Annotated in this window: 21 protein-coding genes, 3 tRNA genes and 1 other RNA gene; 17 read left to right on the top strand and 8 right to left on the bottom strand. The window is 38.7% G+C overall.

Annotation, left to right across the window (positions count from 1 at the left end; genetic code table 11):
* The first annotated feature begins 108 nt into the window (after nt 1-108).
* Entirely contained in the window at nt 109-1,074 is a 966-nt protein-coding gene (locus A3H37_00055) for a hypothetical protein (protein ID OGL48296.1), read from the top strand.
* Here the strand turns inward: A3H37_00055 and A3H37_00060 are convergent.
* Entirely contained in the window at nt 1,071-2,762 is a 1,692-nt protein-coding gene (locus tag A3H37_00060; GenBank protein OGL48297.1) for a DNA repair protein RecN, read from the bottom strand. The genes A3H37_00055 and A3H37_00060 overlap by 4 nt on opposite strands.
* 193 nt (nt 2,763-2,955) lie before the next feature.
* Entirely contained in the window at nt 2,956-3,816 is an 861-nt protein-coding gene (locus A3H37_00065; protein ID OGL48298.1) for an NAD(+) kinase, read from the bottom strand.
* 225 nt (nt 3,817-4,041) lie between these two features.
* On the opposite strand from A3H37_00065, the gene A3H37_00070 reads away from it, so the two are divergent.
* The gene (locus tag A3H37_00070; GenBank protein ID OGL48299.1) at nt 4,042-5,697 is read left to right on the top strand and encodes an arginine--tRNA ligase; all 1,656 of its coding nucleotides are present in this window, start codon (nt 4,042-4,044) and stop codon (nt 5,695-5,697) included.
* Between the two features lie 172 nt (nt 5,698-5,869).
* A complete protein-coding gene (locus A3H37_00075) occupies nt 5,870-6,115 on the top strand; it encodes a hypothetical protein (protein OGL48300.1) in 246 nt (81 codons plus the stop codon).
* Here the strand turns inward: A3H37_00075 and A3H37_00080 are convergent.
* Complete coding sequence (locus tag A3H37_00080) at nt 6,105-7,073, bottom strand: peptide ABC transporter substrate-binding protein (GenBank protein OGL48301.1); 969 nt, start codon at nt 7,071-7,073, stop codon at nt 6,105-6,107. The genes A3H37_00075 and A3H37_00080 overlap by 11 nt on opposite strands.
* 292 nt (nt 7,074-7,365) lie before the next feature.
* Here A3H37_00080 and A3H37_00085 point away from each other — a divergent pair, with 292 nt between their 5' ends.
* The 7 genes from A3H37_00085 to A3H37_00115 all read left to right on the top strand — a co-directional run bounded on the left by A3H37_00085 (nt 7,366) and on the right by A3H37_00115 (nt 12,860).
* Nucleotides 7,366-8,001 carry a threonylcarbamoyl-AMP synthase gene (locus tag A3H37_00085; GenBank protein OGL48302.1) on the top strand — a complete coding sequence of 212 codons (636 nt, stop codon included), beginning with the start codon at nt 7,366-7,368 and terminating at the stop codon, nt 7,999-8,001.
* Between the two features lie 168 nt (nt 8,002-8,169).
* The gene (locus A3H37_00090; GenBank protein ID OGL48303.1) at nt 8,170-8,304 is read left to right on the top strand and encodes a 50S ribosomal protein L34; all 135 of its coding nucleotides are present in this window, start codon (nt 8,170-8,172) and stop codon (nt 8,302-8,304) included.
* A 28-nt stretch (nt 8,305-8,332) separates the two neighbouring features.
* A complete protein-coding gene (locus A3H37_00095) occupies nt 8,333-8,698 on the top strand; it encodes a ribonuclease P protein component (protein OGL48304.1) in 366 nt (121 codons plus the stop codon).
* A gap of 2 nt (nt 8,699-8,700) precedes the next feature.
* A complete protein-coding gene (locus tag A3H37_00100; protein ID OGL48318.1) occupies nt 8,701-8,922 on the top strand; it encodes a membrane protein insertion efficiency factor YidD in 222 nt (73 codons plus the stop codon).
* 90 nt (nt 8,923-9,012) lie between these two features.
* On the top strand, nt 9,013-10,695 hold the full coding sequence (locus A3H37_00105) for a hypothetical protein (protein OGL48305.1): 1,683 nt from the start codon (nt 9,013-9,015) through the stop codon (nt 10,693-10,695).
* A gap of 57 nt (nt 10,696-10,752) precedes the next feature.
* Complete coding sequence (locus tag A3H37_00110) at nt 10,753-11,409, top strand: hypothetical protein (GenBank protein ID OGL48306.1); 657 nt, start codon at nt 10,753-10,755, stop codon at nt 11,407-11,409.
* Between the two features lie 68 nt (nt 11,410-11,477).
* Complete coding sequence (locus A3H37_00115) at nt 11,478-12,860, top strand: tRNA uridine-5-carboxymethylaminomethyl(34) synthesis GTPase MnmE (protein ID OGL48307.1); 1,383 nt, start codon at nt 11,478-11,480, stop codon at nt 12,858-12,860.
* A gap of 24 nt (nt 12,861-12,884) precedes the next feature.
* Here A3H37_00115 and A3H37_00120 read toward each other — a convergent pair whose 3' ends face one another.
* From A3H37_00120 to A3H37_00135, 4 genes are read right to left on the bottom strand one after another with little or no spacing between them, the layout of a single operon-like run.
* Complete coding sequence (locus A3H37_00120) at nt 12,885-14,297, bottom strand: pyruvate kinase (GenBank protein ID OGL48308.1); 1,413 nt, start codon at nt 14,295-14,297, stop codon at nt 12,885-12,887.
* Nucleotides 14,298-14,299: 2 nt separating this feature from the next.
* On the bottom strand, nt 14,300-15,394 hold the full coding sequence (locus A3H37_00125) for a 6-phosphofructokinase (GenBank protein OGL48319.1): 1,095 nt from the start codon (nt 15,392-15,394) through the stop codon (nt 14,300-14,302).
* A gap of 15 nt (nt 15,395-15,409) precedes the next feature.
* Nucleotides 15,410-16,522, bottom strand: a complete 1,113-nt coding sequence (locus A3H37_00130) for a hypothetical protein (protein ID OGL48309.1) — start codon at nt 16,520-16,522, stop codon at nt 15,410-15,412.
* Nucleotides 16,519-17,046, bottom strand: a complete 528-nt coding sequence (locus A3H37_00135; GenBank protein ID OGL48310.1) for a hypothetical protein — start codon at nt 17,044-17,046, stop codon at nt 16,519-16,521. The genes A3H37_00130 and A3H37_00135 overlap by 4 nt, the downstream gene beginning before the upstream one ends.
* A 185-nt stretch (nt 17,047-17,231) precedes the next feature.
* On the opposite strand from A3H37_00135, the gene A3H37_00140 reads away from it, so the two are divergent.
* The 7 genes from A3H37_00140 (at nt 17,232) to A3H37_00170 (ending at nt 26,247) form a co-directional block, all read left to right on the top strand.
* Nucleotides 17,232-18,701: a cysteine--tRNA ligase gene (locus A3H37_00140; protein ID OGL48311.1), complete on the top strand. Its 1,470-nt coding sequence runs from the start codon at nt 17,232-17,234 to the stop codon at nt 18,699-18,701.
* 12 nt (nt 18,702-18,713) lie between these two features.
* Complete coding sequence (locus tag A3H37_00145; GenBank protein OGL48312.1) at nt 18,714-19,496, top strand: 23S rRNA (guanosine(2251)-2'-O)-methyltransferase RlmB; 783 nt, start codon at nt 18,714-18,716, stop codon at nt 19,494-19,496.
* 78 nt (nt 19,497-19,574) lie between these two features.
* A tRNA-Arg gene (locus tag A3H37_00150) sits at nt 19,575-19,648 on the top strand.
* A gap of 119 nt (nt 19,649-19,767) precedes the next feature.
* A tRNA-His gene (locus A3H37_00155) sits at nt 19,768-19,840 on the top strand.
* Between the two features lie 47 nt (nt 19,841-19,887).
* Complete coding sequence (locus tag A3H37_00160; protein OGL48313.1) at nt 19,888-22,767, top strand: hypothetical protein; 2,880 nt, start codon at nt 19,888-19,890, stop codon at nt 22,765-22,767.
* Nucleotides 22,764-25,952: a hypothetical protein gene (locus A3H37_00165; protein OGL48314.1), complete on the top strand. Its 3,189-nt coding sequence runs from the start codon at nt 22,764-22,766 to the stop codon at nt 25,950-25,952. Before A3H37_00160 ends, A3H37_00165 begins: the two co-directional genes overlap by 4 nt.
* Before the next feature lie 218 nt (nt 25,953-26,170).
* Nucleotides 26,171-26,247 (top strand) — tRNA-Arg (locus tag A3H37_00170).
* Between the two features lie 92 nt (nt 26,248-26,339).
* Here A3H37_00170 and ssrS read toward each other — a convergent pair.
* Nucleotides 26,340-26,541, bottom strand: a non-coding RNA gene (ssrS, locus tag A3H37_00175) — 6S RNA.
* Nucleotides 26,542-26,679 lie beyond the last annotated feature (138 nt).

Consider the following 26,679-nt stretch of genomic DNA (forward strand, 5'->3'; position numbering starts at 1 on the left):
GTTTATTTATCTTAATTTGAATATTGACAGAACAGGTTTAAGTATGTTAAAATTTTTTCAGTACTATAATAATACAAATTGTTAGATAGTTTTATAAGAAAAATTTTAATGACAAATTTAAAATTAAATCTAAAAGTTGACAAAGAGCTTATAATAATATCTCTTTTAGTAATAATTACAGGAATAATCTACTTTTTTGTAAATAACCAAAGGGCATTCCTAAACTTCTTTTACCTTCCTGTTCTTTTAGGCGCATTCTTCTACGGGAAAAAACATGGAATATATTCAGCAATTCTTTCTGTACTAATTATATTTGCCATCGCATATTTTATCCCCGATACATTTTCTAAAGACGCAAATGATATAAACCTTGATAAATGGTTAGATGTCTCTATTTGGGGAGGATTTCTTATATTAACTGGATATACAACAGGATTCCTTTATGAAAAGAAGGAAGCCTATAACAATGAGCTAAGAAAAACTTACTCGGGTATCATAACAATGCTTTCTGTTGTAATAGATTCAGTAGATAAATACACTCAGAATCATTCTTATCGTGTCTCAAGATATGCAGAAAAGATAGCCATAGCTGCTGGATTGCCTGGACCAGAGGTAGAAGACATAATGGTAGCTGCGCTTCTTCATGATATTGGAAAAATTGGGGTTGGTGAAGAAGTTCTTAACAAGATAGGAAATCTCTCGGAAAAAGAGAGGAAAGAGATGGTTGATCATACAGGAAAAGCGTCAGAGTTATTAGAACCTCTTGGAGGCAGGGTATTAAAAATACTACCCTTGATTCTTAACCACCACGAACGGTATGATGGTAAAGGATATTACGGGCTTATTGGAGGTTCTATCCCAATTGGAGCAAGAATCATTGCCGTAGCAGATGTATATGATGCCTTGATAACTGATAGGCCTTACAGAAAAGCTCTTTCACCTGAACAGGCAAAAAATGAGATAATCAACGGTTCCGAAACACACTTTGACCCTGAGGTCATAAAATATTTTCAAAAAGTCTTCTCAACAATAGATTCTGAGGAAGAAGGACCTATGCTTTTCAAAGCAGATTAAATCTCCCTTTCCTTCAATATCTCCCTTGCGTGTTTTCTTGAAATCTCAGATACCTTTTCTCCTCCCAACATCTTGGCAATTTCCTCTACCCTGCTGTTTCTGTCAAGCTCATCAACTTTAACAGCGGTCTTTCTGTCAATTATTTTCTTTGATACTTTAAAGTGAGCATCAGCAAAACCTGCAATCTGGGGAAGATGGGTTATGCAGAGAACCTGTCTCTTTTTTGCAACCTCCTTTAACTTCTCCCCAACTACTTCTGCAACCACTCCTCCGATTCCTGAATCTATTTCATCGAATATGAGAACAGGAACCCTGTCTGCTTCAGCCAATATTGATTTTATTGCAAGCATCACCCTTGAAAGCTCTCCCCCTGAGGCGATTTTTGCAAGTGGTTTTAGTTCTTCGCCGGGATTTGGAGAGATTAAAAACTCTATATCATCTATCCCTTTTGAAGTAACCCTGTATAAACCCTTTTCACTCTTTGGTCTTTCTGCAAAGCTTATCGCGAACCGGGCTTTTTCCATCTTAAGCCTTTTTAATTCCTTCTCAACTTTTTTCTCTATCTCCCTTGCAATACTCTTTCTCTTTCCAGAAAGTTTTAGGGAAATCTTTTGCAGCTCAGACTCAAGCCTCTCTTTTTCCGCTTCAAGTCTCTCAATCTCCTGTCCTGAGTTATCCATAGCCCTGAGTTCTGCTTCTTTTTCTTCTTTGAGCTTTAATATTTCTTCAAGGCTTGCATTATATTTTCTCCTCAACCTGTTTAAAAAATCTATCCGCTCCTCAATCTCTTCAAGCCGCTTGGGATTAGAATCAATTCCGTCAGCATAGGAGCGAAGCTCTCCTGCAAGCTCTCTTATCTGCACAGCAATCTCCTCAAGTCTTTTGTAAAAGGAAGCCAGATTTTCGTCAATTGATGCTATTCTTGAAAACTCAGGCTTGATGCTGCTCAAGATACTGTAAGCAGAGCTGTCTCCCTCATAAATGGCTTCACAGGTTTTAAATGATGTCTGGGTTAAAAGAAGGGAATTTTTTAAAATCTCCTTTTCTTTTTTAAGCTCTTCATCCTCTCCTGGTCTTAGATTTGCATTTGTAATTTCCTGAATCTGAAATTTTAAAAACTCTTCCTTCTGCGCTTTTTCAGAATATCCCCTTTTTATCTCCTCAAGCCTGTTCTCAACTTCATGAAACTCTTCAAGCCTTGTTCTGGCTTCATTCCTCAGGTCAAAAAGATTCCCGAATGAGTCAAGAACATCCATCTGGTTCTCCCTGCGAAGAAGCAACTGGTGGTCATGCTGGCCATGGATATCAACAAGGTATTCACCGATTTTTTCAAGGGTTGATAGATTGAATCTCTCGCCATTGATATAAACCTGACTCTTTCCTGCCGCATTTATCTCCCTCTTTATTATCAGGTCATCTTCGGAGCCAATCTTAATACCTGTTTCATCAAGAAGCTTCTTAATGTGAGAATTCCCTGAAATGTCAAAAACTGATTCAACAGATGCTGATTTTTCACCTGTTCTGATAAATTCAGAAGAAGACCTTTCCCCAAGAACAAGGTTCAGTGCATCAATGATTATTGATTTTCCTGCCCCTGTCTCCCCTGTCAGGATATTTAATCCGGGTTTAAAGGATATGCGCAGGTTATCAATAATGGCAAAATTTCTGATTGAGAGTTGTGTCAGCATTAGTAATTTTTATATTTTCCTATAATTTCTGTTTTAAATCCAAACAAAGGAAGTTCTAAATCCCAAGCACTAAATCCCAAACAAATCCAAAATTCTAAATACAAATATTCTAAACCAGTTTTGTTTAGGATTTTTAATTTTGGTCATTTGAGATTGTTTAGGATTTAGATATTGGAATTTGGAATTTTATATTTCATCTTTCCCCCCATCTCAACTTTGTTCTCAGGGTTTCGTAGTAGTTTCTTTCCTTTGGATGGATTAGAGTAATTCCCTTTTCTGCCTTTCTTATCTCAACAACATCCTTTGCCCTTAACGCAAAACCGACCTGTCCGTCAAAAGTGAGAAGAACATCCTCGTTTTCTGACTCAAGTATTACCTCAACCTTTGAAGCATCAGGAATCACAATTGGGCGGTTGCTAAGGGAGTGAGGGCATATCGGAGAAAGAGCAATTACATTAAGGTCAGGGTAGATTATTGGTCCTCCTGCTGCAAGGGAATAGGCAGTTGAACCGGTTGGTGTCGAAATAATCAAGCCGTCAGCCCTGTAAGTAGTAAGGTATCTGGAATCAACATAGGTCTTGAGGGTTATCATTCGTGAAAGTGCGCCCTTTGTTATGACCACATCATTTAAAACAGAATACTCGCCAATCCTCTCACCCTGCCTGTGCACATGGGTTGAAAGCATAAGGCGCTTATCAGTTATGTAATCCCCTTTCAGCACCGCTCCAAGCACAGGATAGATATCATCAAGCTTTACCTCTGTTAAAAAACCGAGACCGCCAAGGTTTATTCCTAAAATAGGAGTATCCTTTCCCCCTATAAGCCTCCCAACGCTTAAAAAAGTCCCGTCTCCGCCAAGAACTAACAGGAGGTCAACCATATCAGGGATTTTATTCTTCTTGAAAACATTCCCATTAAATCCACCAAGAAGCGATGCTGTATCTTCATCAAGAAAAGTTTCTATTTTCTTTTCTGCAAGCCACCGAACAAGTTCCCTGACAACATCTGGGGCTTTTTCTCTATGAGGCTTGGCGATTATTCCAATTTTTTTCATAAAAATTCCTTTTTTAAATTTTACTAATGATAGAAGGGAAAAATAAATTTTTCAATGCTAAAATACATTATAAAAGAGATTGCCAATTAGTTGCAGGTTGGTTATAGTCATTTTAATTTTTATCAGAACATGATTCCTATAGATGGATTCCTGAATTTATTTCAGAATCTCAAGTAGATGCTCAAACAGTTTCAGCATGATAGATTTTGATAATTTTAATCAAATATGAGTACATTGAAAAAAACTTTAAAACAAGCAATAATGGAGGCAATTGAAGTTTTCAAGAAAGAACTCGGGCAGGAAGAATTCCCTCCTCTTATTATTGAGATTCCCAAAGATGCAAAATTCGGTCATTTTTCTACAAACATAGCCCTTGCTCTTTCATCAAAATTAAATAAACCTCCAAGAAAGATTGCAGAAGAGGTTTTAAATAAATTCTCCTGCCCTGTTGTTGAAAAAACAGAGATTGCAGGAGCGGGGTTTATTAATTTTTTCATCACTGAAAAAGCCTGGCAGAAACTAATTCCTGAAGTAATTTTAAATGGAGAAAAATTCGGCTCCTCCAATATTGGAAATAATGAGAGGATACAGATTGAGTTTGTAAGCGCAAATCCAACAGGCCCTCTTCACATAGGCCACGGCAGGGGAGCAGCAGTTGGCGATGTGCTGGCAAATACCCTTGAGTTTGCTGGCTTCAATGTGGAAAGGGAATACTATATCAATGATGTTGGCATTCAGATGGCAAATATTGGAAAAACCCTTAAGGCGCGATACCTTGAACTTTTAGGGAAAGAAACAAAATTTCCTGAAAATGGCTATCCGGGCGCATATGTGAGGGAGATTGCCGAAAAATTCAAAATTCAAAATTCAAAATTCAAAATTCAAAATGATGATGATTTGCAGTTTTTCAGCGATTTTGCAGGAGAGAAAATCTTAGGAGGAATAAAGAAAGACCTTGAAAGTTTCAGGGTAAGATTTGATAAATGGTTTTCTGAAAAAAGCCTTTTTGAAAGCGGAGAAGTAAAAAACTCAATTGAGCTGCTGAAGAAAAATGGTTTTATCTTTGAAAAGGAGGGCGCGTGGTGGCTCAAGGCAAGCGACTTTGAAGATGAAAAGGACAGGGTAGTCATAAAAACAGACGGTTCAACCACATATCTTGCTTCAGATATTGCCTACCATAAAAACAAGCTGGAGAGAGGCTATAAAAAGCTTGTCAATATATGGGGAGCAGACCATCACGGCTATATTCCCAGGATGAAAACCGTTGTAAGGCTGCTTGGTTACCCCGAAGAAATGCTCGCCGTGATACTCGTGCAGATGGTCAATTTACAGAAACACGGCAAACCTGTTGCCATGGGCAAGAGAGAAGGGGAGTTTGTTACACTGAGGGAGGTAATGGATGAGGTTGGGGTTGATGCCTGTCGCTTCTTCTTTCTTGAAAGAAAAAGCAATGCTCATTTGAACTTTGACCTTGCCCTTGCAAAGGAGCAGTCAAATAAAAACCCTGTTTATTATGTTCAGTATGCCCATGCAAGAATCTGCAGTATTTTCAGCAAAGCAGAAGAGAAGGGAATAACCCTTCCAGAAATTGATAAAACTGATTTCAGCCTTCTCAATACAGAAGAAGAGCTTTCAATAATGCGTAAAATCTACCAGTTTCAGGAAATAATAGAGGTAATCGCCAATACCTGTGAACCACACCATCTTACTTTTTATCTGAAAGAACTTGTTGCCCTTTTCCACAAATATTATAATGAGCATCCGATTTTAGGAGATGAAAGCAGGCTTACAGATTCCCGTCTTGCCCTTTGTATGGCAATCAGGATTGTCCTTAGGAATGGAATGAGGCTTTTGGGAATCTCTGCGCCTGAAAGGATGTAAAAATGGTAGAACTCCGTGATGTTGAAAAAATAAGAGAGGCAAGAGAACAAAGCTCTTATTCATTTGTCTCTGTAATCATAACAAGCCTCCTTTTATTTCTTCTTGGAATAATAACCGGAGTATACTTTTCAGATTTTTTAAAAGAAATTTTTAATATTTTCCCATTATCGCCATGAAAGAGTCCTGTTACAGTATAAAAGTCTCTGCATTTACTGTTGAAAAGTTTGCTAACTCCCAATATGAATCCCTCAAGAAAAAAGGGTATGATGCCTATATTGAAAAAGAAGGCGGGTTTGCAAAAAAAAAGACCTACACAGTAATGGTTGGAAAATTCAAAACTTATAAAGATACAGAGAAAATAGCAGAAATTATCAGGGAAAAAGAACGGCTCAGGGCAGAGGTCGTGTTTAAAGAATAAGATGGCACGACACCAAAACTCCATCCCCTGCATCTTTTAGCTGAGGCTCAACTTGTCTGCACTTTGGCTCTATTATCCACGGACAGCGCGGATGGAAATGGCAGCCCGAAGGGCGGTTTATGGGGCTTGGAACATCTCCCTCTGCAATGATTCTCTTCTTTTTTACCCTTGGATTTAGTGATGGAATTGCGGATAAAAGAATCCTTGTATAAGGATGCTTTGGGTCATTATAAACTTTTTCACAATCTCCTGTCTCAACAATTTTTCCAAGGTACATAACTGCAACCCTGTCTGAGATATAGCGGATAATGCTTAAATCGTGGGAGATGAAAAGATAGGTTAGTTTGAATTTCTCTTTAAGCTCTGCAAGGAGGTTTATTATCTGTGCCTGTATTGAAACATCAAGTGATGAAACCGGTTCATCTGCAATTACAAGGTCCGGGGTTAAGGCAATTGCCCTTGCAATCCCGATTCTCTGCCTCTGTCCACCGCTGAATTCATGGGGATAACGGTCATAATGTTCCTCATTAAGACCAACGATTTTCAGAAGCTCTGAAACCCTTTCCCGCCTCTCCTTTCTGTTTCCTCTTTTGTGAATTACAAGAGGCTCTCCTATTATGCTGCCAGCCCTCATTCTCGGATTCAGGGATGCAAACGGGTCCTGAAATATCATCTGCATTCTTCGTCTTAACCCCTTCATTTTTTTCCTGTCACAGGCAAAAATGTTGTTCCCTTCAAAATAGACTTTTCCTTCTGTTGGCTCAATCAGTCTCAGAATTGTTCTTCCAATGGTTGTCTTGCCGCATCCGCTCTCTCCAACAAGACCCAGAGTCTCTCCCTTTTTTAGAACAAAATTAACCCCGTCAACAGCATAGACAACGCCTTTTTTTCTTGAGAAAAAAGTTGAGGTTATCGGGAAATGGGTTTTAAGGTCAATGACTTCTAAAAGGTTCTGCATCTTTATGATAACAAATTCCGGGTAGGGGCGACTTTAGTCGCCCTTAATCGTTCGACTGAACTCAGGACGACTTAGCACAATTGAATAATCATAGGGAGGCTAAAGCCTCCCCTACCCAATCTTATTGACAAATCTTTTTATATTAGAGAAAAAATCTATAATCTTAGATTTTTCAACTATAATGGATGGACAGGCTAATGTCAATTATCAAAGAAAAGTTTCAAGTTGCATGTTTCAGGTTTCAGGTTAGCTGAAAACTGAATGCTGATAGCTGACAGCTAAATTTAAAACCATGACTGAGATTATAAAAATAAATCCTTTAAACCCTGAAACTCATCTGCTTAAAAAGGGAAAAGAAGTTCTGGAAAAGGATGGAATCATTGGATATCCAACTGACACTGTTTACGGGCTCGGGGTAAATGCCTTTAACAGCAAAGCTGTCAGAAAGGTTTTCGCTTTAAAGGAAAGGGATTTTTCAAAACCAATATTACTGGTAATTTCAAAGGAGTTTAACCTGAAAGAAATTGTAGCTGAAATTCCCTCTCAGGCTTTAAAACTTATTAAAACCTTCTGGCCAGGACCCCTGACTATCATTTTTAAAGCAGGCAGAAAACTCCCTTCAATCCTTACAGGAGAAAAAGGAACTGTTGGAATAAGGGTGCCTGACAATTTAATAACACTGAAGCTTTTATCGCTTTGCAGATTCCCTATTACATCAACAAGCGCCAATCCCTCAGGAATGCCGTCAGCTGAGAATGTCTTGCAGGTAAATAAATATTTTTCTGATAAACTTGACCTCATAATTGATGGCGGAAAGTGCAATAATCCCGAACCTTCTACAATTGTTGATTTTGCTGAACAAGGAATCAAAATTGTCAGGGAAGGAAGGATAAGCGCAGATAAGATTTTGAGCATCTTGACAAATTAATGCCAATCTAATATGGTAGATTTGCTTTTAAATTAATTGTCCATTTCAGAATAAAGGATTATAGGGTTCTAGGGTTTTAGGGAAATTTGAATTTTAAGTTTTGAATTTCACGCAAATCCTTGACTCCTTGAGTCCTGATGTTAATATTTTTTAACTAAGGATACAATAATGTCAGTAACTTACAAACCAAAAAAGAAAAAAAGAAAAAGAAAACACGGGTTTTTAAAAAGAATGAGTACTAAGGGCGGAAGAAAGATACTCAAAAGAAGGAGGGCGAAGGGGAGAAAGAGGCTTACAGTCTAAGCAAAGAAATTCACAGAACAACACCTTGATGGAAAAGGTTAACTCATTAAAACCAATTGAAAGAATTAAAAGAAACTCTGAGTTTAAGCTTGTTTTGGGAAAAGGTGAAAGAGTAGAGTCAGGCAACCTAATCTTCTACTTTGCAGAAAACCAGTTAGGGTTTTCAAGAATCGGTCTTTCTCTCAGCAAAAAAACAGGCAATGCCGTAAAACGAAACAGGATTAAAAGACTTATCAGGGAAGTCTTCCGCAGGAAAAAAAAAGGATTCAAGAAAGGGTATGATATAGTTGTAATGTGCAGAAAAACCATTCCTGAAATCAAATTAACACAGATGGAAATTATTTTTAGCAGGGCATTGTCTATAAGTAAAATTTTACAGGAAGAGAACTTTTGAAGATGGCAAATATTTTAAAACTTTTTGTTGTTTTTCTAATAAAAGTCTATCAGGTTCTGCTTTCCCCGCTTTTGCCCCCCTCTTGTAACTACTCACCTTCCTGCTCAGAGTATGCCTGCCAGGCTTTTAGCCGCTATGGCTTGGTCAAAGGCTTATGGCTATCAGCAAGGCGGGTTGCAAAATGCAACCCGTTCGGGCAAGGTGGATTTGACCCTTTAAAATAAAAAACTGTTAAAAGAAGTTTGTGTGCGGAATCTTTTTAAATATCTGTAATCAGAAATTTTCAAATTAGCTTGTAAAATAGAGGAGAAATAATGCAAATAAGGCTTGTAGTCTTTATAGTTTTAAGCCTTTTACTGATAACAACCTACCAGTATCTCTTCATGCCCCAGCAGGAAAATCTGGGAAAGAACGGGAAGATTTCAGAGGGTGCAAAATCTTCAGTAAAAGATTCTCTGCCGCAACCTGAATCAATCCCCTTATCAAAGGAAAATATTTTAAAGACCATTACCTCACCATATCCGGTACAAAATCAGGAAACCATAAAAGACGATTTCATTAAGGTTGACACTGAACTCTACACAGCAAGATTCTCCAAAAGAAAGGCAGTTTTGGAAGAGCTTGTTCTTGAAAAATATAAGGATGCTAGCGGAAAAGGAGTCAGGTTAATAGGTAAAGAAAAAAAAGATGAAAATTCCCGTACCCTCGATTTTGCTCTAAACCAGAATTCCTCTTCTCAGAGGCTTATTTTTGATGCTGATAAAAAGCTCCTCTCCTTAAACAGCAGCAATACAGGCGGTGTCATTAATTTTATATCAATCCCTGATGCTAGCGGATTAAAAGTAACAAAAAGCCTAAAATTTAATAACAGTTCATATTTAATAAATATGCATATTGAAGTTGAAAATTTAAGTGAATCCCCTGCTTCTTTCTCAAGCCAGATATTTCTTGGCCCTTCTTTCTATCTTGGTGGGGCTGATGAATCGAATGCATATGGGCATTTTGGACCGCTGATAAAAAATGATGGCAAGGTTATCAGAGAACAGACTGAGAAAATAAAGGAACCATTAATTTTTTCTAACGGAAATGTGGAATGGGTTGGACTTGAGTCAAAATATTTTCTTGCCTCAATAATGCCTGAAGAGGAAAAAACTGCAGGCTTCATGCTCAATGACAAGAACAAAAAGAGCTTGGTTGGAATACAAACCGCTGTTTCAAAAATAAAAGGCAGAGAAAGGCTTTCCCGGAATTACAGCGTTTACATAGGTCCCAAAGAGTTCAACAGCTTAAAAGCGCTAAAGCTTGAAAACGCCATAGACTTTGGCTGGTTCGGGGTTGTTGGAATACCTCTTCTTAAGGCTTTAAATTTTTTCAATCTCTATCTTAAAAATTATGGACTCACAATAATCCTGATTACTTTTATCATAAAAATCCTTTTTATCCCCTTTACTCAAAAAAGTTTTAAATCCATGCAGGCTATGCAAAAGCTCCAGCCACAGATAAAAGCGCTTAAGGAGAGATATAAAAAAGAGCCTCAGAAGTTGAACCAGGAAACTATGGAGCTTTACAAAAAGCATAAGGTTAATCCTGTTGGAGGCTGCCTTCCAATGGTTTTCCAGATTCCGGTTTTCATAGCCTTTTATAATGTTCTTATGAATTCAATAGAATTAAGGGGTGCTCCTTTTTTTCTTTGGATAAGCGATCTGTCTGCAAAAGACCCCTATTACGTTACGCCAATCATTATGGGCATAACAATGTTTGCCCAGCAGAAAATGAGTCCAACCACGGCAGACCCAAAGCAGGCTCAGATCATGCTCATAATGCCGGTTATATTTACTTTTATGTTTATGTCTTTCCCGACCGGACTGGTGCTCTATTGGACCGTTAACAACATACTCACCATAGGACAGCAGTATTTTATTATGGGAAAGTTTGCAGCAAAAGAAACAGATGATGAGAAAGGGAAAAACAGAAAAAAGAAAAATAATGATAAATAACTATGCAGTGGCAGGGCTTGCCTCTGCCCAATGAATATTTGATTTTAAGGAGAAATTATGAAGATTATTGAAGAGGGAAAAACCCCGCAGGAAGCTATTGAAAAAGCAATAAAAAAACTCAATGTGTCAAGAGATGATATAAAAGTGGAAATCCTGGAAAAAGGGAGCAAGGGAATACTCGGATTTAACAGCAAACCAGCAAAAATAGAGGCAACTATCTCAAGCGACGGCATTGAAGCAAAAGCCAGAAATTTTCTTGAAAAGTTATTTAAGCTCATGGATTTCCAGATTTCAATGAATGTAAAAAAAGAAAAAGATTCAATAATTTTTGAGGTGTGTGGCGAAAACACAGGGTTATTAATAGGAAGAAAAGGGCAAACCCTTGAAGCCCTCCAGCATCTCATTGACAGGATTATGAACAAGGATGATAACATCAGATTCAAGGTGCTCATAGATATAGAAGGGTACAGAAAAAAAAGAGAAGAGGCTCTGATAAAGCTCGCTGACCGCATGGCAGAAAAAGTAAAAAATACCGGCGCCTCAACTGCAACCCCTCCAATGAATCCAAAAGAAAGAAGGGTTATCCATATGGCGCTGTGTGAAGATAAAGATGTAAGAACTGTCAGCATGGGAAATGGTCCCTTGAAAAAAGTAGTAATATACCCCAGCAATAAACAGGCACCTGAAAAGAGTTATAAATGGGATGAAAGATAAAAAAGTTAAGAGCATCGCAGTTAAAAGATTTTAAGTTTTTAAAAAAGCCTGCAGCCAATACAGTCATTATGTTAAACAACGACACTATCGCCGCTATTTCAACTCCAATCGGAAAGGGGGGAATCGGAATAGTAAGGCTAAGTGGTCCCCTTTCTTTTCAAATCGGGAAAAAAATCTTAAAATTGTCATCTTCAGATAACCTCCTCCAAACAACATCCCACACAGTGCTTCACGGATGGCTTTTTGACCCTGAGAGAAAAATATCAATAGATGAGGTTCTTGTAACGCTCCTGAGAGAACCAAAGACCTATACAAGAGAGGATATGCTTGAGATAAGCTGCCACGGAGGTGAAATCGCACTGAAAGAAGCCCTTGCGCTCTGTATGAAAAACGGAGCAAGAATAGCAGAGCCGGGAGAATTCACAAAACGCGCTTTTTTAAACGGAAGGATTGACCTCTCTCAGGCTGAAGCAGTGCTTGATATAATAAACTCAGGCGCTGAAAAGTCTCTTTTAGCCGCAGCAGAGCAGCTCCAGGGAGGTCTTGGAAAAAGAATCAATGAAATAAAAGATTCTGTAATAAACACCGTCTCTCAGCTTGAAGCATCAGTTGATTTCCCTGAAGAAGAGCTTGAGTTTGAGAAAAGGGAGAACATTCTCAAAGGGCTTTCATCACAGGTTGAAAAAATAGATTCTCTCCTGAGCACTGAAAGGACAGGAAAAATATTAAGGGAAGGGTTAACCTGTTCCATAGTCGGGAAGCCGAATGTTGGGAAATCCACTCTCTTTAACATACTCCTTGATGAAGAAAGGTCAATAGTAACCCCAGTTCCCGGAACCACAAGGGATTTTATAAAAGAAGAGTTTTCAGTTGACGGATTTCCCTTAAAACTTGCTGACACTGCCGGCATTGCTGAAATGGATGATGAGCTTGGAAGGGAAGGGGTCAGAAGAAGCCGGGAGCAGATTAAAAAGTCTGATTTTGTAATTTTTCTCCTTGATGCCTCCCGCGGGCTTTCAGACGAGGACGGCAAAATCTTCTCTTTGATAGAGTCAAAGGAAAAAATAATCCTCTTAAACAAAACCGACCTTCCAAAAAAGATTAACACCGGAATTTTAAATACACTCATAAACAGGGAGAAATTTATTGAAGTCTCCTTAAAGGAAAAAAAAGGAGTTGATGAATTTCTGCTTGAAATTAAAAGAATCATAACAGGGAATAATTCCGGAGAATTCTCTGCAATAACCATAAACCTTCGCCACAAGAGCCTTCTTGAAAAAACAAAGGAATCGATTCGTAAGGCAGAAAAAAGCATAAGAGACAATTTATCTGAAGAGTTTGCATCCTTTGATTTAAAAGAAGCCTTGAACTATCTCGGAGAGATTACAGGGGAAACCTACACAGAGGAGATACTTAACAGGATTTTTGAAAATTTTTGCATAGGTAAGTAGGCGGGAGTCCATAAATCCAACCCTCTATAACCTGAAAGCCTTTATAATATTTGTATTTCCTTTCTTTCCAACAGGCAAACCCGCTGTCATAACAACCATATCTCCCTTTTTCACAAGCCCTGACTCCAGAGAGGCCTTTTCAGCTTTGTTTATCATGTCATCAGTGTTTTTGAAACTATCTATCAATATTGAACAGACACCCCAGCATAATGAAAGTCTTCTGACTGTTTTAATATCAGGGCTTACTGCAATTATTACCTGCCATGGTCTGAACCTTGAGACCTGTATTGCAGTATAACCGGACTGGGTTGGAGCAATTATTGCCTTTGCATTTAAATCAAGGGCTGTTAAACAGGCAGTATGGGATATGGCATCAGGGATTGTCTTTTCTCTTTTCATATTTTCTTTGCAGAAAATCTTCTGCTCCGGAAGATATTTTTCTGTGCTTTCAGCAATCTTTGACATAATCTTCACTGCCCTGAGCGGATATTTTCCAACCGCAGTCTCTTCAGACAACATCATGGCGTCTGTCCCATCAAGAACTGAATTGGCAATATCAGTTACCTCTGCCCTTGTAGGCTCCGGATTCTCCACCATTGATTTTAACATCTGTGTGGCTGTTATAACAGGTTTTCCGCAGAGATTACTCTTGTTTATTATCATCTTCTGAACCTGAGGTATCTCTTCTATAGGGATTTCAACTCCCAAATCACCCCTTGCTACCATTAACCCGTCAGATGCTTCAATTATCTCATCAATCTTTTTTACTGCTTCAGGTTTTTCGATTTTTGCTATAACTGGAATTGAAGCCCCTTTTTTTCTTATTATCTCCTTTACCTTTTTGATGTCCTCTGCACTGCGCACAAATGAGAGTGCTATAAAATCCACATTGCACTTAATTCCAAGCTCTAAATCCTTAATATCCTTTGCAGTTAGAGATGGGATTTTTAATTTTGTGAATGGGAGGTTTATTCCTTTTTTTGATGAAATTAACCCCCCTGCTGTTACTTTGCATCTTATCTCAGTTTTAGATTTGCCAATTACCTCAGCCCTGACAGAGCCGTCTGCAATCAGTATAGTGTCGCCTTTTTTTATTTCCTGAGGGAGATTTTTATAATTTACTGATATCCTTTTCTCGCCCCCAATAATATTCTGCGTTGTCAGGTCAAACAGCATTCCATTTTTAAGCAGAATACTTTTATCTTTTAAATTGCCAATCCTTATCCTTGGTCCTGTGAGGTCCTGGAGTATTGCAATCGGTTTGCCAAGCTCTGAAGATATTTTTCTGATGGATTGGATGAGACTCTTGTGCCACTGCCTTGTTCCGTGGGAAAAATTAAGCCGTACCACATTGACCCCTGCTGATATAAGCTCTTTAAGAACTTGCTCTGAACTGCTCGCAGGTCCAATTGTGGCAACAATTTTTGTCTTACGCAAAATCAATCCCCAAAAGATGTGCCTACTGACCTTGCATACCTTACAAGATGAGAATCTGGAGAAACCTTTTTCAGGCTTTTAATGGCTTTTTCAATTTCGACAGGGGTGATTTTCCATCCATTTAAAGCAACCATCTTGCCAAAATTCTTTTCAGCTACAAACCTCACAGCCTCGCACCCAAACTTTGTCGCAAGAATCCTGTCATATGCAGTTGGAGAACCTCCGCGCTGTATGTGGCCAAGAACAGTTACTCTCACTTCAAGCCCTGTTATTTTTTCAATCTGTGCTGCAACACAGTTCCCTATACCACCAAGCCTTATAGGGTCCGGGCTGTCTGTAACAATTTTTTTTACCACCATCTCACCGTCTTTTGGCTTTGCCCCTTCAGAAACAACAATAATGCTGAACTTTTTTCCGCTTCCCCTGCTTCTATCAAGAACCCTCCGGCAGATTTTTTTTATTTCAAATGGTATTTCAGGAATAAGGATAATGTCAGCGCCTCCTGCAATCCCTGAACAAAGCCCAAGCCACCCCGCATAACGCCCCATAACCTCAACTATCATCACCCTGTGATGGGACTGGGCTGTTGTCTGGAGCTTGTCAATTGCATCTGTTGCTATAACCACAGCTGAATCAAATCCTGAGGTCGTATCAGTAAAATTGACATCATTGTCAATGGTCTTTGGTATGCCAATGACATTTATCCCTTTTTTGTAAAGTTTATACGCAATTGAAAGTGTTCCGTCTCCACCGGTACATATCAAGGCATCAAGCCTGTTTTTTTTATAATTTTTTAAAGCAATGTCTGAAAGGTCTTTGTGAAGAATCTTACCGTTTTTTTTCACAGGGTAACTGAACGGGTTAGCTTTGTTTGAAGTGCCAAGTATTGTCCCGCCCTGACTCATAATTCCTGATGCTGCCATAAAGGATAGTTTTTGGAATCTGTTTTCAACAAGCCCCTCATAGCCATCCTTAAAGCCTATCACCTCAAAGCCGTATTCGTTGATTGCAGTTTTTGTAACGGCCCGAATCACTGCATTAAGCCCCGGGCAGTCGCCTCCGCCTGTTAGAATTCCGATTTTTTTTCTGTTTTTCATTTTAGCCATAACCATCTAAGGATTTGACGGAACGCTCTGGCTCTGGGATTTGCCCGTCTCTGCAGCAGGCAATGGTTTATTCTCTGGCTCTTTAACAGGGCTGATAACAGCAACGCCTTCCTGAGATTTGCCGGCATCTGTTTTTTCAGAAGGGACGATATTGGTTTCCTCAACACGCGACATTCCTTTTTTCAACCCCAAGGAAAATTTTGCGAGGAACTCAGGATTGCCTTTATACTGTTTTCTTATATCGTCCTCAACCCTCATTGACCATTCCTCAAAGCCAAGGGTGCTTAAAGACAATACCGATTCAGCAGCTTTTGAAGGGTCCAGAGCGCTGTTGCCATTTAAGTAAAAAAGATATTTGCTGGCATCATACAAACTAAACGCAAGGTTTCTCTTGAAATATTCTGTTCTGCTTGTCTCACCCGGGGCTTCGCAACTCGCCTTTACCCCCTTATCAATCTTCTCCTGCGGAAGGTAAATCACAATTTTTCTCGGTTCTTCATTTATTCTCTGCTTTGAAAGAATTGTAAACATATCAACTTTTAATTTGCCCATTTCATCTGTAGTAGCTTCGCTTACCATCTCTTCATTGAGACATATCTGAAGTTTTTTCTTCGCTAAAGGAGTAACTTTTTTTACTTCTTCCTTTTCAGATTTTGTAAAAGACCTTGAGATCTCTTTAAACTCTGACCGTTTTTCAGACTCCATATTCATAAAAGGATTTAAACCTGACATTGTCATGCTAAACTGCTCGCCAAGCCAGTCATTTGGTATGGCGCCAAAAAAAGGAATGATATCCAAAACATTTAAAACTATAGCTACAGGAATTCCTCCGATGCCCAAGAAAAATTCGTAAGACTCCCTCCATCCTTGATAAGGAGTAAATTCTTCCAATTTAACAGTATGTTTTTCCTTTGCGATTATAGATTTTTTTATCTCGTCAAGCTCCAGATTATAAGCAAGTTTTTCCTTGTTATTGGCTTCTCCGTTAATATCTGAAATAACATTGCCTGCTGTGCTTGATTCCTCTCTTGAAACATCTTCTGCATTTTCAATATATTTTATATGGTTTGCGCATCCGGCAAGAAAAAATATAATAACAACAAAGATAATTTTTCTCATTGTTTTACCCCTGTAAAATTAAGCGCTCCTGAAAAATTAGCAGTGCCGATATCCTTTTCTATAGGTCCTAACTTATATATAACCTTGCACTTTCCTGTAATCGTGCCACTTCCTTTTATACTGCCATCTGTCTGCATAGTTGTAATTATCTGATAATTTTTTATGCTTATCTCCAGTTCGGTATTATCCAGATAGCTTCCATAATTGTCATTGATATATTTTTGGGCTTGGCTTCTTATCTTATTTTTATCAAGGGTCAAATAGAGCTTTTTTGCTCCTGCCTTTTTCCATGTTCCTGCAAAGTTATATGTCCCGATATCAATGGTCACGGTCTTATTGGCATTGATGACAACCTGCTTCCCTGTGAAACTGTTTGTGCTTTCCTTCTTTATCTTCTTGAACTTTGCTTTAATATCATAAGTTCCGTCAACAATCCATGTTCCTTTAAAATCCGCTGCAAAAGAAGAAAGAGCAAAAGCTAAAAATATACTTATTATTGAAAGAATCAGATTTCTTTTCCTCATAGATAGGCTCCTTTAAAATTTAAGCTGTTTTATTAAAAAAATAGTTTATCTGGTTTAGCTCTTTTGTCAAACCATTTTTATAAAGTATGAGAACTTACAGCTAATCTGTGCAATTATATCTGATATTGACATATAAGGAAAAATATTGGATATGAAAGTTCTGTAAATCAGATGAAAGGTTTGCGATGTCTTTAAAAATCTACAATTCAATGACAGGGGAAAAAGAGGTTTTTGTCCCTCTTTCTGAAAAGAAGGTCAAGATGTACGCCTGCGGTGTTACAGTTTACGACCTCTGCCATATCGGCCATGCAAGAAGCGCAACGGTCTTTGACATTATCAGAAGATACCTTGAATACAGAGGCTTTGAAGTAACCTTTGTAAAAAATTTCACTGACATAGATGATAAAATTATAAACAGGGCAAGGGAAGAAAAGAAAACCTGTGAAGAAGTTGCCTCACTCTACATCAGGGAATACTACGAGGATATGCACGCCCTTGGAGTAAAAGATGCGACTGTTGAGCCAAAGGCAACCCAGTATGTTCAGGAAATAATAGAGATGACAAGTGGTTTGATTGAAAATGGCTTTGCCTATGAGATTGGAGGAGATGTCTATTTCTCGGTAAGAAAGTTTAATGGCTACGGAAAGTTATCAAAGAAAAACATCGAGGAGCTTGAATCAGGCGCAAGGGTTGAGGTTGACGAGAGGAAAAAAGATCCCCTTGATTTTGCCCTCTGGAAAGCCTCCAAGCCTGATGAGCCTTTCTGGATTAGCCCGTGGGGAAAGGGGAGGCCCGGGTGGCATATAGAATGCTCCGTAATGTCAATGAAGCTTCTTGGTGAAAGCCTTGATATACACGGCGGAGGAAAAGACCTGATTTTTCCCCATCATGAGAATGAAATAGCCCAGTCCGAGGCTTTCTCCGGAAAATTTTTTGCCAGGTACTGGGTTCATAACGGATTTGTTAATATCAACAACGAAAAAATGTCAAAATCCCTTGGAAATTTTTTCACAATAAAAGATATTTTTAAAATTTATCCCCCTGAGGCTGTAAGGCTTTTCCTTCTTTCAACCCATTACAGAAGCCCCATAGATTTTTCAGAAGAAAATTTAAAAAGCGCCATCTCAGGCATTGAAAGGGTTTACACGACTCTTTTAAGAATTGAGGAGATTAAAAGGTCAAGAAGCGGTCAGCGGTCAGCGGTCAGCGGTCAGCGGTCAACTAATAATTTCATAGATAAGGTGAAAAATTTCAAAGCCTCTTTTGAAGAGGCAATGGATGATGATTTTAATTCCGCAAAAGCGCTTGGGAAGATTTTTGAGCTTGTAAAGGAGATAAATATTTTAACAGGGGATAAGAGGGAATTTTCAAAGGATGAGATGAATTTTTTAATTGAAGCGGAAAAAGCCATAACAAAAAGCGGTGAGGTTTTGGGGCTTTTTCAGGAAAATCCTGAGGAGTGGTTTAAAAAGGCAAAGCCTGATGCAGAAGGCGGGATTAATGAAGAAGATATTAAAAAACTGATTGAAGAAAGGAACGAGGCAAGAAAGAAAAAAGACTGGCAGATGGCAGATAAAATAAGAAAGACCCTTCTTGAAAAAAATATTTCCCTTGAAGACACACCCTCTGAAACCAAATGGCGCAGGATAAAATAACCTTCTGGTATTATGGATAAAGAATCACAAAATTTTGTCTATGGCATAAACCCTGTTCTTGAGCTTTTAAAAGCAGAAAGAAGAAAAGCCCGGAAGCTCTTACTGTCAAGAGAGAACCGTTCAAAGGCGGTTGACCGGATATTAACTTTTGCAGGGGAAAAAGGCATCCAGATTGAATGGAAGGAAAAAAAAGAGTTGGATAAAATCTCGCTTTTCTCAAACCATCAGGGGATTATCTGTCTTACAACCCCATTTACTTTTAAAAAGCTGGCTGATTCCATTGATGAAAAAACTGACCGCGCCACCAGCGCTGACTTTTACATCATCCTTGACAGCATAAACGACCCAATGAATTTTGGCTCAATAATAAGGAGCTGCGTGATTGCCGGAGTTGACGGGATAGTTATTCCAAAACACGGCTCCTGCCCTGTAACAGCAACAGTTGCAAAAGCCTCTGCAGGGGCTGTTGAATATGCCTCAATAATAATGGAGACCAATCTCGTAAATGCAATCTCTTTAATGAAAGAAAAGGGGCTTTGGGTTTTTGGTCTTGATGAAAAGGGACGCCTTCCCTATACAGAAATAGATTTTTCTGTCCCCCTTGCCCTTGTTTTTGGAAGCGAAGGAAAAGGAATTAGAAATCTGGTAAAAAAGAACTGCGACGAAACAGTTTCTATCCCGTCAAGGGCAGGTATGACCTCCCTCAATGTATCTTCAGCGGTTTCAGTTGTTGCCTTTGAGGTTGCAAGACAGCGCGGGGTTAGACTCGGAAAGGGCTCTAATTCTAAAGCCTGACTCATTATTATTTTAAGAAAAGTTCACCTCTTTCTGCCTTGACAAATCTTTTTAAGACATTTAAAAGAAAACACACCTGTGCCCGTAGCTCAGTTGGATAGAGCAACGGACTTCTAATCCGTAGGTCGGGGGTTCGAATCCCTCCGGGCACGATAAAACAGTGAATAGTCGTTAGTGAATAGTGAACAGGGATTATAGATTGATTAATTCTTTTAATATTCAATTAGTTTTGCTATTTACTATTCACTGAATACTATTCACTAACTTCACGGTGAGCGTAGCTCAATTGGTAGAGCACTGGACTGTGGCTCCAGTGGTTGCGGGTTCAATCCCCGTCGCTCACCCTCCTCTCCTTTATAATTGCCATAATCTTAAGCGCTAAGGGCGAAATATGAAAAAGATTATTCTTGTTCCTTTTCATAAAATTAATCCTGAGAAAATTATCCTTGATGAAACAGGAAGGCTTGGTCTGTCATCATTTGAAAAATGCCTCTGGCTTGTCCCGTCAGTGAGAAGAATAAGGAAAATACAAAAAGCCCTTGCTGATACCATTGAGAAGGAATCCTTTGTTCCCCCAGGTCTTTTTACTATTGATACATTTGCCAAGGAGCTCTTTCTCTCTTTTGATAACCGCATCTTGATTGACAATGTCAGTCGTCTTTTAATCCTTCATAGATTATTGAATAGAATTAAGGATAAACTTTCTCCGCTTATGCCTGCAGGAAATCCTTATTTTTTCTCAGGTATTTTAAAAAGCGTTGCCAGATGGATAAAAAATTTGAAGGACTATATTATTCCTTCAATCGGTCTTGAAGGAGCCATAACTCTTTTGGGTTCCAAAGCCTCCCAGTATCAGATTCCTGAAGATGTCTGGCAAAAGTGTTTAAGGGTAATTGATGTTTTTAAGGAGTATGAGCAGCTTTTAAATGAAAAAGGACTTCTGGATGAAGAGGATTTGATTCTTAACCTGCCATCACTTATCCAAAAAGCCGCAAAACCGGAGCTTGTAATAATTGACGGGTTTTATAACCTGACAAATGCTGAGAAAAGGGCATTTGAAGCCATAATCCAATATTCAAAAAATTGTCTTGCCATCTGCTTCGGGAGTGAAGCAGGAAAAGAATCCTCTCCCTCGTCAAAATCATTTATTGAGTTTCTGAAAAAAAATGGTTTTGAACAAGCGCTATTTACTGAGAAGAAAAGAAAAATAAAAAGAGAGATAATCGAATATAGCTCTCCTGAGGGAGAAGTTGAAGGCATTGCAACAGGGATTAAAACATTATGTCTTAAGGAAAAGGTTGACCCGTCAGATATTGCTGTTACATTCCCTTCTCTTTCAAAATATGAGCTTACGATTAAAAGGGTTTTTAAAAAATACGGGATAGATTTTTTCATCAACACCCCGGTCTCTTTTTTAAATACGCCATCTGTGATGCCTGCAATCAAATGCCTTAAGGCAATAGATGATGACTTTCCAAGGAGGCTCTTTGCATCAGTTCTACGCTCCCCATATTTTAAGAAGATTCCCTATGAAATTAAATTCTCTGCTGAAAATATATCAATAAAAGCCGGGATAATAAAAGGATGTGATGAATGGATTTCATCTCTTGAGACACTCAAAAAGGAGATTCTCAGAAAAGAAAAAGATGGAGAAGAATCGATTGACCCGCAACCGGAAAAGTTAATTGAAAGAACAATTAACTTTCTGAATGATTTCTTCTCCATTGCAAAAAGGCTTAAAGAGGAGAACGGTCATACCTTTGAAGAATACAAAGATATCATGGAAGAACTTTTTGAATTTTTAGAGTGGTCTTCCCTTGAAAGCAGCGGAGAGGTTTTTCAGGAAGAAGAAAAGGAGATAAGAGAGTTCAAAAACCTCCTTGAAGGCTTTGTTATTGCTGAAGAGATAATTGGCAGGGAGAAAATCGATTTTTCAAGCTTCTTGAAGCTGTTGCAGATTCTTTTAAATGCAAAATCGTTTTTGCCCGAGAGAAAAGAGGCAGGGGTTGAAATTTTAAATATTTCTGATGCAGGAAATATCAGTCCATCAGTTTTATTCTTTGGGGGCTTGATTGAAGGAGAATATCCGCAAAAGCCTGCAAAAGACTTAATACTTCCTGAGAGATTAAAAAAGGAATTATCCCTTTTGACAATTGACGAGTTTCTGGAGCTTGAGAGATTTGATTTTGAGAAGCTTCTTGATTTGCCCAAAAAACAGATTATTCTCTCATATCCCTCCTCAGAGGCAGATAAACTATATCTCCCCTCATCCTTTCTGATGGATATAATTCAGGAACCGCCTCGAAAAGTCCTTGATTTCTCCTATGAAATTTTAAAAGAAGAGGTCTATTCTTATGAAGAGTTTTTAAGAATCAGGGGATTGGTTGAGGGAAAAATTTTCCAGGGCGCCAATGTTTCCGGGGAATTGAATTTTCAGGGTCCCCTCCTTGACCTTATCCTTACAAGATATGGAAATAACGCGGTCTTTTTCCCTACCGAGCTTGAGGTTTATGCAAGATGTCCTCATCTTTTCTATCTTCAAAAGATTTTAAAGCTTGAAGAGGTTTCAGAACCTACAGAGGAATGGGACCCCGGAACATGGGGCAAGGCAGTCCACAGGGTTCTTTACCGGTTTTTTAAAAAGGGTTTTTACCTTAAGAATAGCTTAAGAGAATTTAAAGAAGGAATTGCCAATGCTATCAGCGAGGTTTCAAAAGAAGAACTCTTTAATCCATTTATGCAAGAGATGCTCTTATCATACTTAGATTCTGTTTCAGAATTTTTATTTGAACAGGAAAGGGAGTTCAGAATCAATGGATATTGCCCGCTTGAAATGGAAAAGATGTTAAAAGGAGAACTTGAAAAAGGGACAATGGTAGCAGGCCGTATTGACAGGCTCGACTCCAATGGGAAGGATTTGAGAATAATTGACTACAAGACCGGAAAATCCCCTGCTCTAAAAGAGATAAAAGAAGGAACCCATCTCCAGATGCCTCTTTATCATCTTCTTGCCAAAAAGAATTTTCCCGGATTTAGTGTTGAAGAGGCTGGTATTCTTAATCTGAAAGAAAAGGAATGGAAAGAGTATTTTAAAAAAAATAAAGAACATTTTGAAGGAGCTAAAGGCAAAGCAACAGAGCATGTTGCAAATATCAGAGAAGGGAAATTCCCCAGAAACCCTCCTGAAGAAGATGATATTTGCGACTGGTATTTTTCAAAGTGTGCTTTTTTTGCCTTGGGAGCCTGTGAAGGAGGAAAAAACAGGAGATGAGCGTAGAAGATATCTTTGATGTAACAAGAAATGTTGCCATTTCCTCTCCTGCAGGCTCAGGGAAAACAGAAAAGCTAGCCAGGAGGTATATCAGCCTCATTATTTACGGGGCAGAAATTGAAAAAATTGTCGCATTTACATTTACTGAAAAAGCTGCACAGGAGATGAAGGAGAGGGTTTTTAAAATCTTAAAAAGCGAACACCCTGATATCTGGAGGGGATATAAAGATACTCCGCACAGGTTTCGCATCTCAACAATCCATTCATTTTTAAGGGGAATGCTTCTTAGATTTCCCTATGAGGCGCTGGTTGACCCTGAATTTGAAATGCTTGATGAAACGCAGACCAGGCTCTGGTTTGACGAGATAATCCACGACTCGTTAATTGAAATTTCAAGAAATCAGGAATCTGAAGAACATAAAACCCTGAAAAAACTTTTCCTCCTTTCAGGAAATTCCTGGGCAAACCTGAAAAGCTCTATAAAGGAATTCTTCGCTAAAAGACCGTTTTCAGAAGCCGGTTTCAGGGCGCCGTCTCTGCCTGAGCTCTTCTCAAATCTTCAGGGCGATGTAAGGGATAGGCTTGAACATCTTGCAAAAGCAGGCAATCCGGAATTACTTCCCTCGCTTGCATCACCGCTCCTTCAGGGTGGATTGCAGGATATAGGAGAAGAACTCGCCAAAACAGAAAACGATTTAAGATATCTTAAAAAAATGTTTTTAACTCAGAAAAATGAGGCATACAAAAAACATAAGCCCGGGTTTGGTTCCTGTCCTGAGATTTTTATCTCCCTTTCCAACAGTATTTACCACTTCTCTCCTCTTGCAGAAACCCTGCTTAATGAAATTAAAACCTTTCTCTTTAACATACTTTTTAAAAGAACCAATGAAAGGTATGAACAGAAAAAAATGGAGGCTGGAGTTGTTGACTTTGCAGATTTAGAAACAAAGGCTTTGAAGCTCATAAATGAAAACGAAAGATGTTTTGAGATTCTTCTGGCTTTTGAGGAGAACACGGACCACATTCTTGTAGATGAGTTTCAGGACACAAACTCCTTTCAGTGGGAAATAATTAAAAAGTTCACAGAGGATTGGCGCTCAGGTCATGGGTATAAGATGGAGAAGGGAGTCACCTCTACAATATTTCTGGTTGGAGACCCGAAACAGTCTATCTATCTTTTCAGGGGAGCAAATGTAGAGGTCTTTGAGAAAGCAAAGAGAGAGCTTAAAAATTATGCCCCGAAAAATTTTGTATTTTACGAGCCGCCTGAAAACTACAGAAGCCTTCAGAGCATAATTGATTTCAGCAATTTCTTCTTCTCCAAAATCATGAAAAGAAATAACGAAGAGGAGCTCTGGCGGACCATTTATAGCCCGTTTGAGAAGAAACGAGCTCTTCAGGACAAAGGCATGGTAGAGCTTCTTTTAACCTCTGACCCGGAACTTAAAAAAAAGAAGGATAGGAAAAGAAAAGAAGCAGAGACTATTGCAAAAAGGATTAAATCTTTAATCAGAAAAGAGATTGTCTTTGATAAATCATCTTTGGAAGAAGCTGAAAAAAAGCGCGCATTAAGGTATGAGGATATAACAATACTTTTAAGGGCAAGAACATATCTTCCCGAGATTGAGCAGGCTCTCCGGGAATACAAGATCCCCTATTTTGTCCTGAAAGGGGTTGGATTCTGGGAATCGCCGGAGATTTCGCTGGTGCGGAGTTTTTTGTTTTTTCTGACAAATCCATTTGATGACCTCTCCCTTTATACCATTCTGAAAAGTCCTTTTTTTAATTTTGAAGAAGAGATTTTTTTAAAGGCAAGATTTGAAAACGGAAAGAATCTCTTTGAGCAGGCAGAGTGCCTTCTTAAAAAAGAAAAAGACAGCAGGATTTCTGACTTTGAGCTTTTAAAGCAATATTTAAGCAAAGTGGATACTGTCCCTGTTTCTTATATGATTGAGCAGTTTTTTAAGGACAGAAATGGTTGGGAGTTTTTATGGGAGCCGCAGCAGGCAGCCAATATCAAGAAGTTTATAAAAATTCTTGAGGGATACGACAAGGAAGGGCTCCTTCTTGGAGAAATTTGTTCAAGGCTCGCAAACCTCATAAATTCCTCAGACGAATCAAACGAATCAAAGGCAAATATTAATGTTGAAGGGGTGGATGCTGTAAGGATAATGACTATTCACGCTGCAAAGGGACTCCAGTTTCCAGTAGTTGTAGTCGCAGGTATAGGGGATATAAAAAGCACAAACAGGAACGAAGGGCTTTTAATTGATGGGAATGAGATGGTTCTGAATCCTAAAAAAGAACACAGGCTCTCTTATCTGAGAAGTGAAAAACAGATTGAAGAGGTAAAGAGGCTTTGCTATGTCGCTGTGACAAGGGCAAGGGACTGCCTCATATTATCAGGATTCTTTGAGGGAGGCAAGGGGATCTCCGGTTTTAACTTCCTCTCTTCTGCAATAGATGAGTTTCAGATAAAAGAAAATGGCGGAGAATATGAGTTTAATAAAAATTTTGTAGATGGTTTTGGTATCTTAAGCAATTCAGGGCTTGATAGGATTTATAAAATTGAAAATGATGAGAAAAAACCTGAAGGTCATCTGCCAAACCTGATAGATGAGAAAGTAAAAGCAGGGGACTCAGGCAAGCTGATGCAGGTCTCAGAAGGGGAAGAGGATTTTCATCACAAACATCATACTGACCCTCTTTTAGGGGTTGTGCTCCATAAAATCTTAGAGCTTTTATCCAAGGGGAACCTTTCCCGCAATGAGGATGCGGTAAGAAAAAAGGCAGAAAGCCTTGTGAGGTTCTACGAGGCTCGAATTTCAAAAGAAAAAGAGATTGTAGATGAAGTAATTAAACATTTAAAAACCTTGGAAGAAAACGGATTGCTTGATGAAGTGGTGATTACCACAAATAAAAATTTTGCAGAGATTCCATTTATTTTAAAACATAATGGCAGGAACTATTCAGGAAGGATTGACAGGGTTGTATTTCGTGAAGATGATGCTTTTATTTATGATTACAAAACCTTTCCTGTTGAAAAAGGAGAAATTCCGGCTTTAAAAAATGCTTTTTCCTTTCAATTAAATATTTACAGGGAGGCAGTAAAATCCATTTTCTCCCCCAAGAGAATTTTTACCTATCTCCTGCTCACAAGTTCCGGGAAACTGATTGAGATTTAAAATAGGCAGGGGATGAACTGTTTACCGCCTACTCTTATGCCTATGAGATGCTTTTCAGAAAGAGGCCCAAAAGCCTCAAGATAACCACTATAAAACTTTGCGCTCTTAGAAATACTGCTATTGCCTTGACTAAATAAACATGATAAAGGGCTTTCTGGTGTTAATATGGGAATCTACAAAAAAGTAAAATGGCTGTAACTTATTTATTATATTAGTTTGCGCCCGTAGCTCAGCTGGATAGAGCGTCGGACTTCGAATCCGCAGGTCGCCCGTTCGAATCGGGCCGGGCGCGCAAATTAAAAGCCCTACATCGCTTTCTTTAACCACCCGTTTTAAAATTCCGTTGAGGTGGAAGTGACAGTTTTTGTCAATGATGTAGGGCTTATAAATTTCTCCGCAATGCCGTGTTTAAAAATTTGCTTGAACCTGGCTAACCAGTAGAGCAACTTCTTTCCATGACATTAGGCTTCCCCGGCAGTTTTTACACTGTCATGTTTAAGGGCTTGCACACTGCCATCTTTACGTGTCGCTCTCTATTCTTTTGTTGGTTCAAGAATAGATTTTAAAATCACGCGCACCGCAGAGAATATCTTGCTCTCTAGTTACTAAGATATGTTGAGAATTCCGTCTGTCAAGAGGTAAAAAATAAAGTTTTTTCATGTTAAAGCCAAGTCAATATGTCAGTTAACTGCCGAGTAAAAATGTCAGTAACGGTATAAAGTTTATT

The sequence above is a fragment of the Candidatus Schekmanbacteria bacterium RIFCSPLOWO2_02_FULL_38_14 genome (assembly GCA_001790855.1).
In the GTDB taxonomy this organism is placed as follows: domain Bacteria; phylum Schekmanbacteria; class GWA2-38-11; order GWA2-38-11; family GWA2-38-11; genus 2-02-FULL-38-14-A.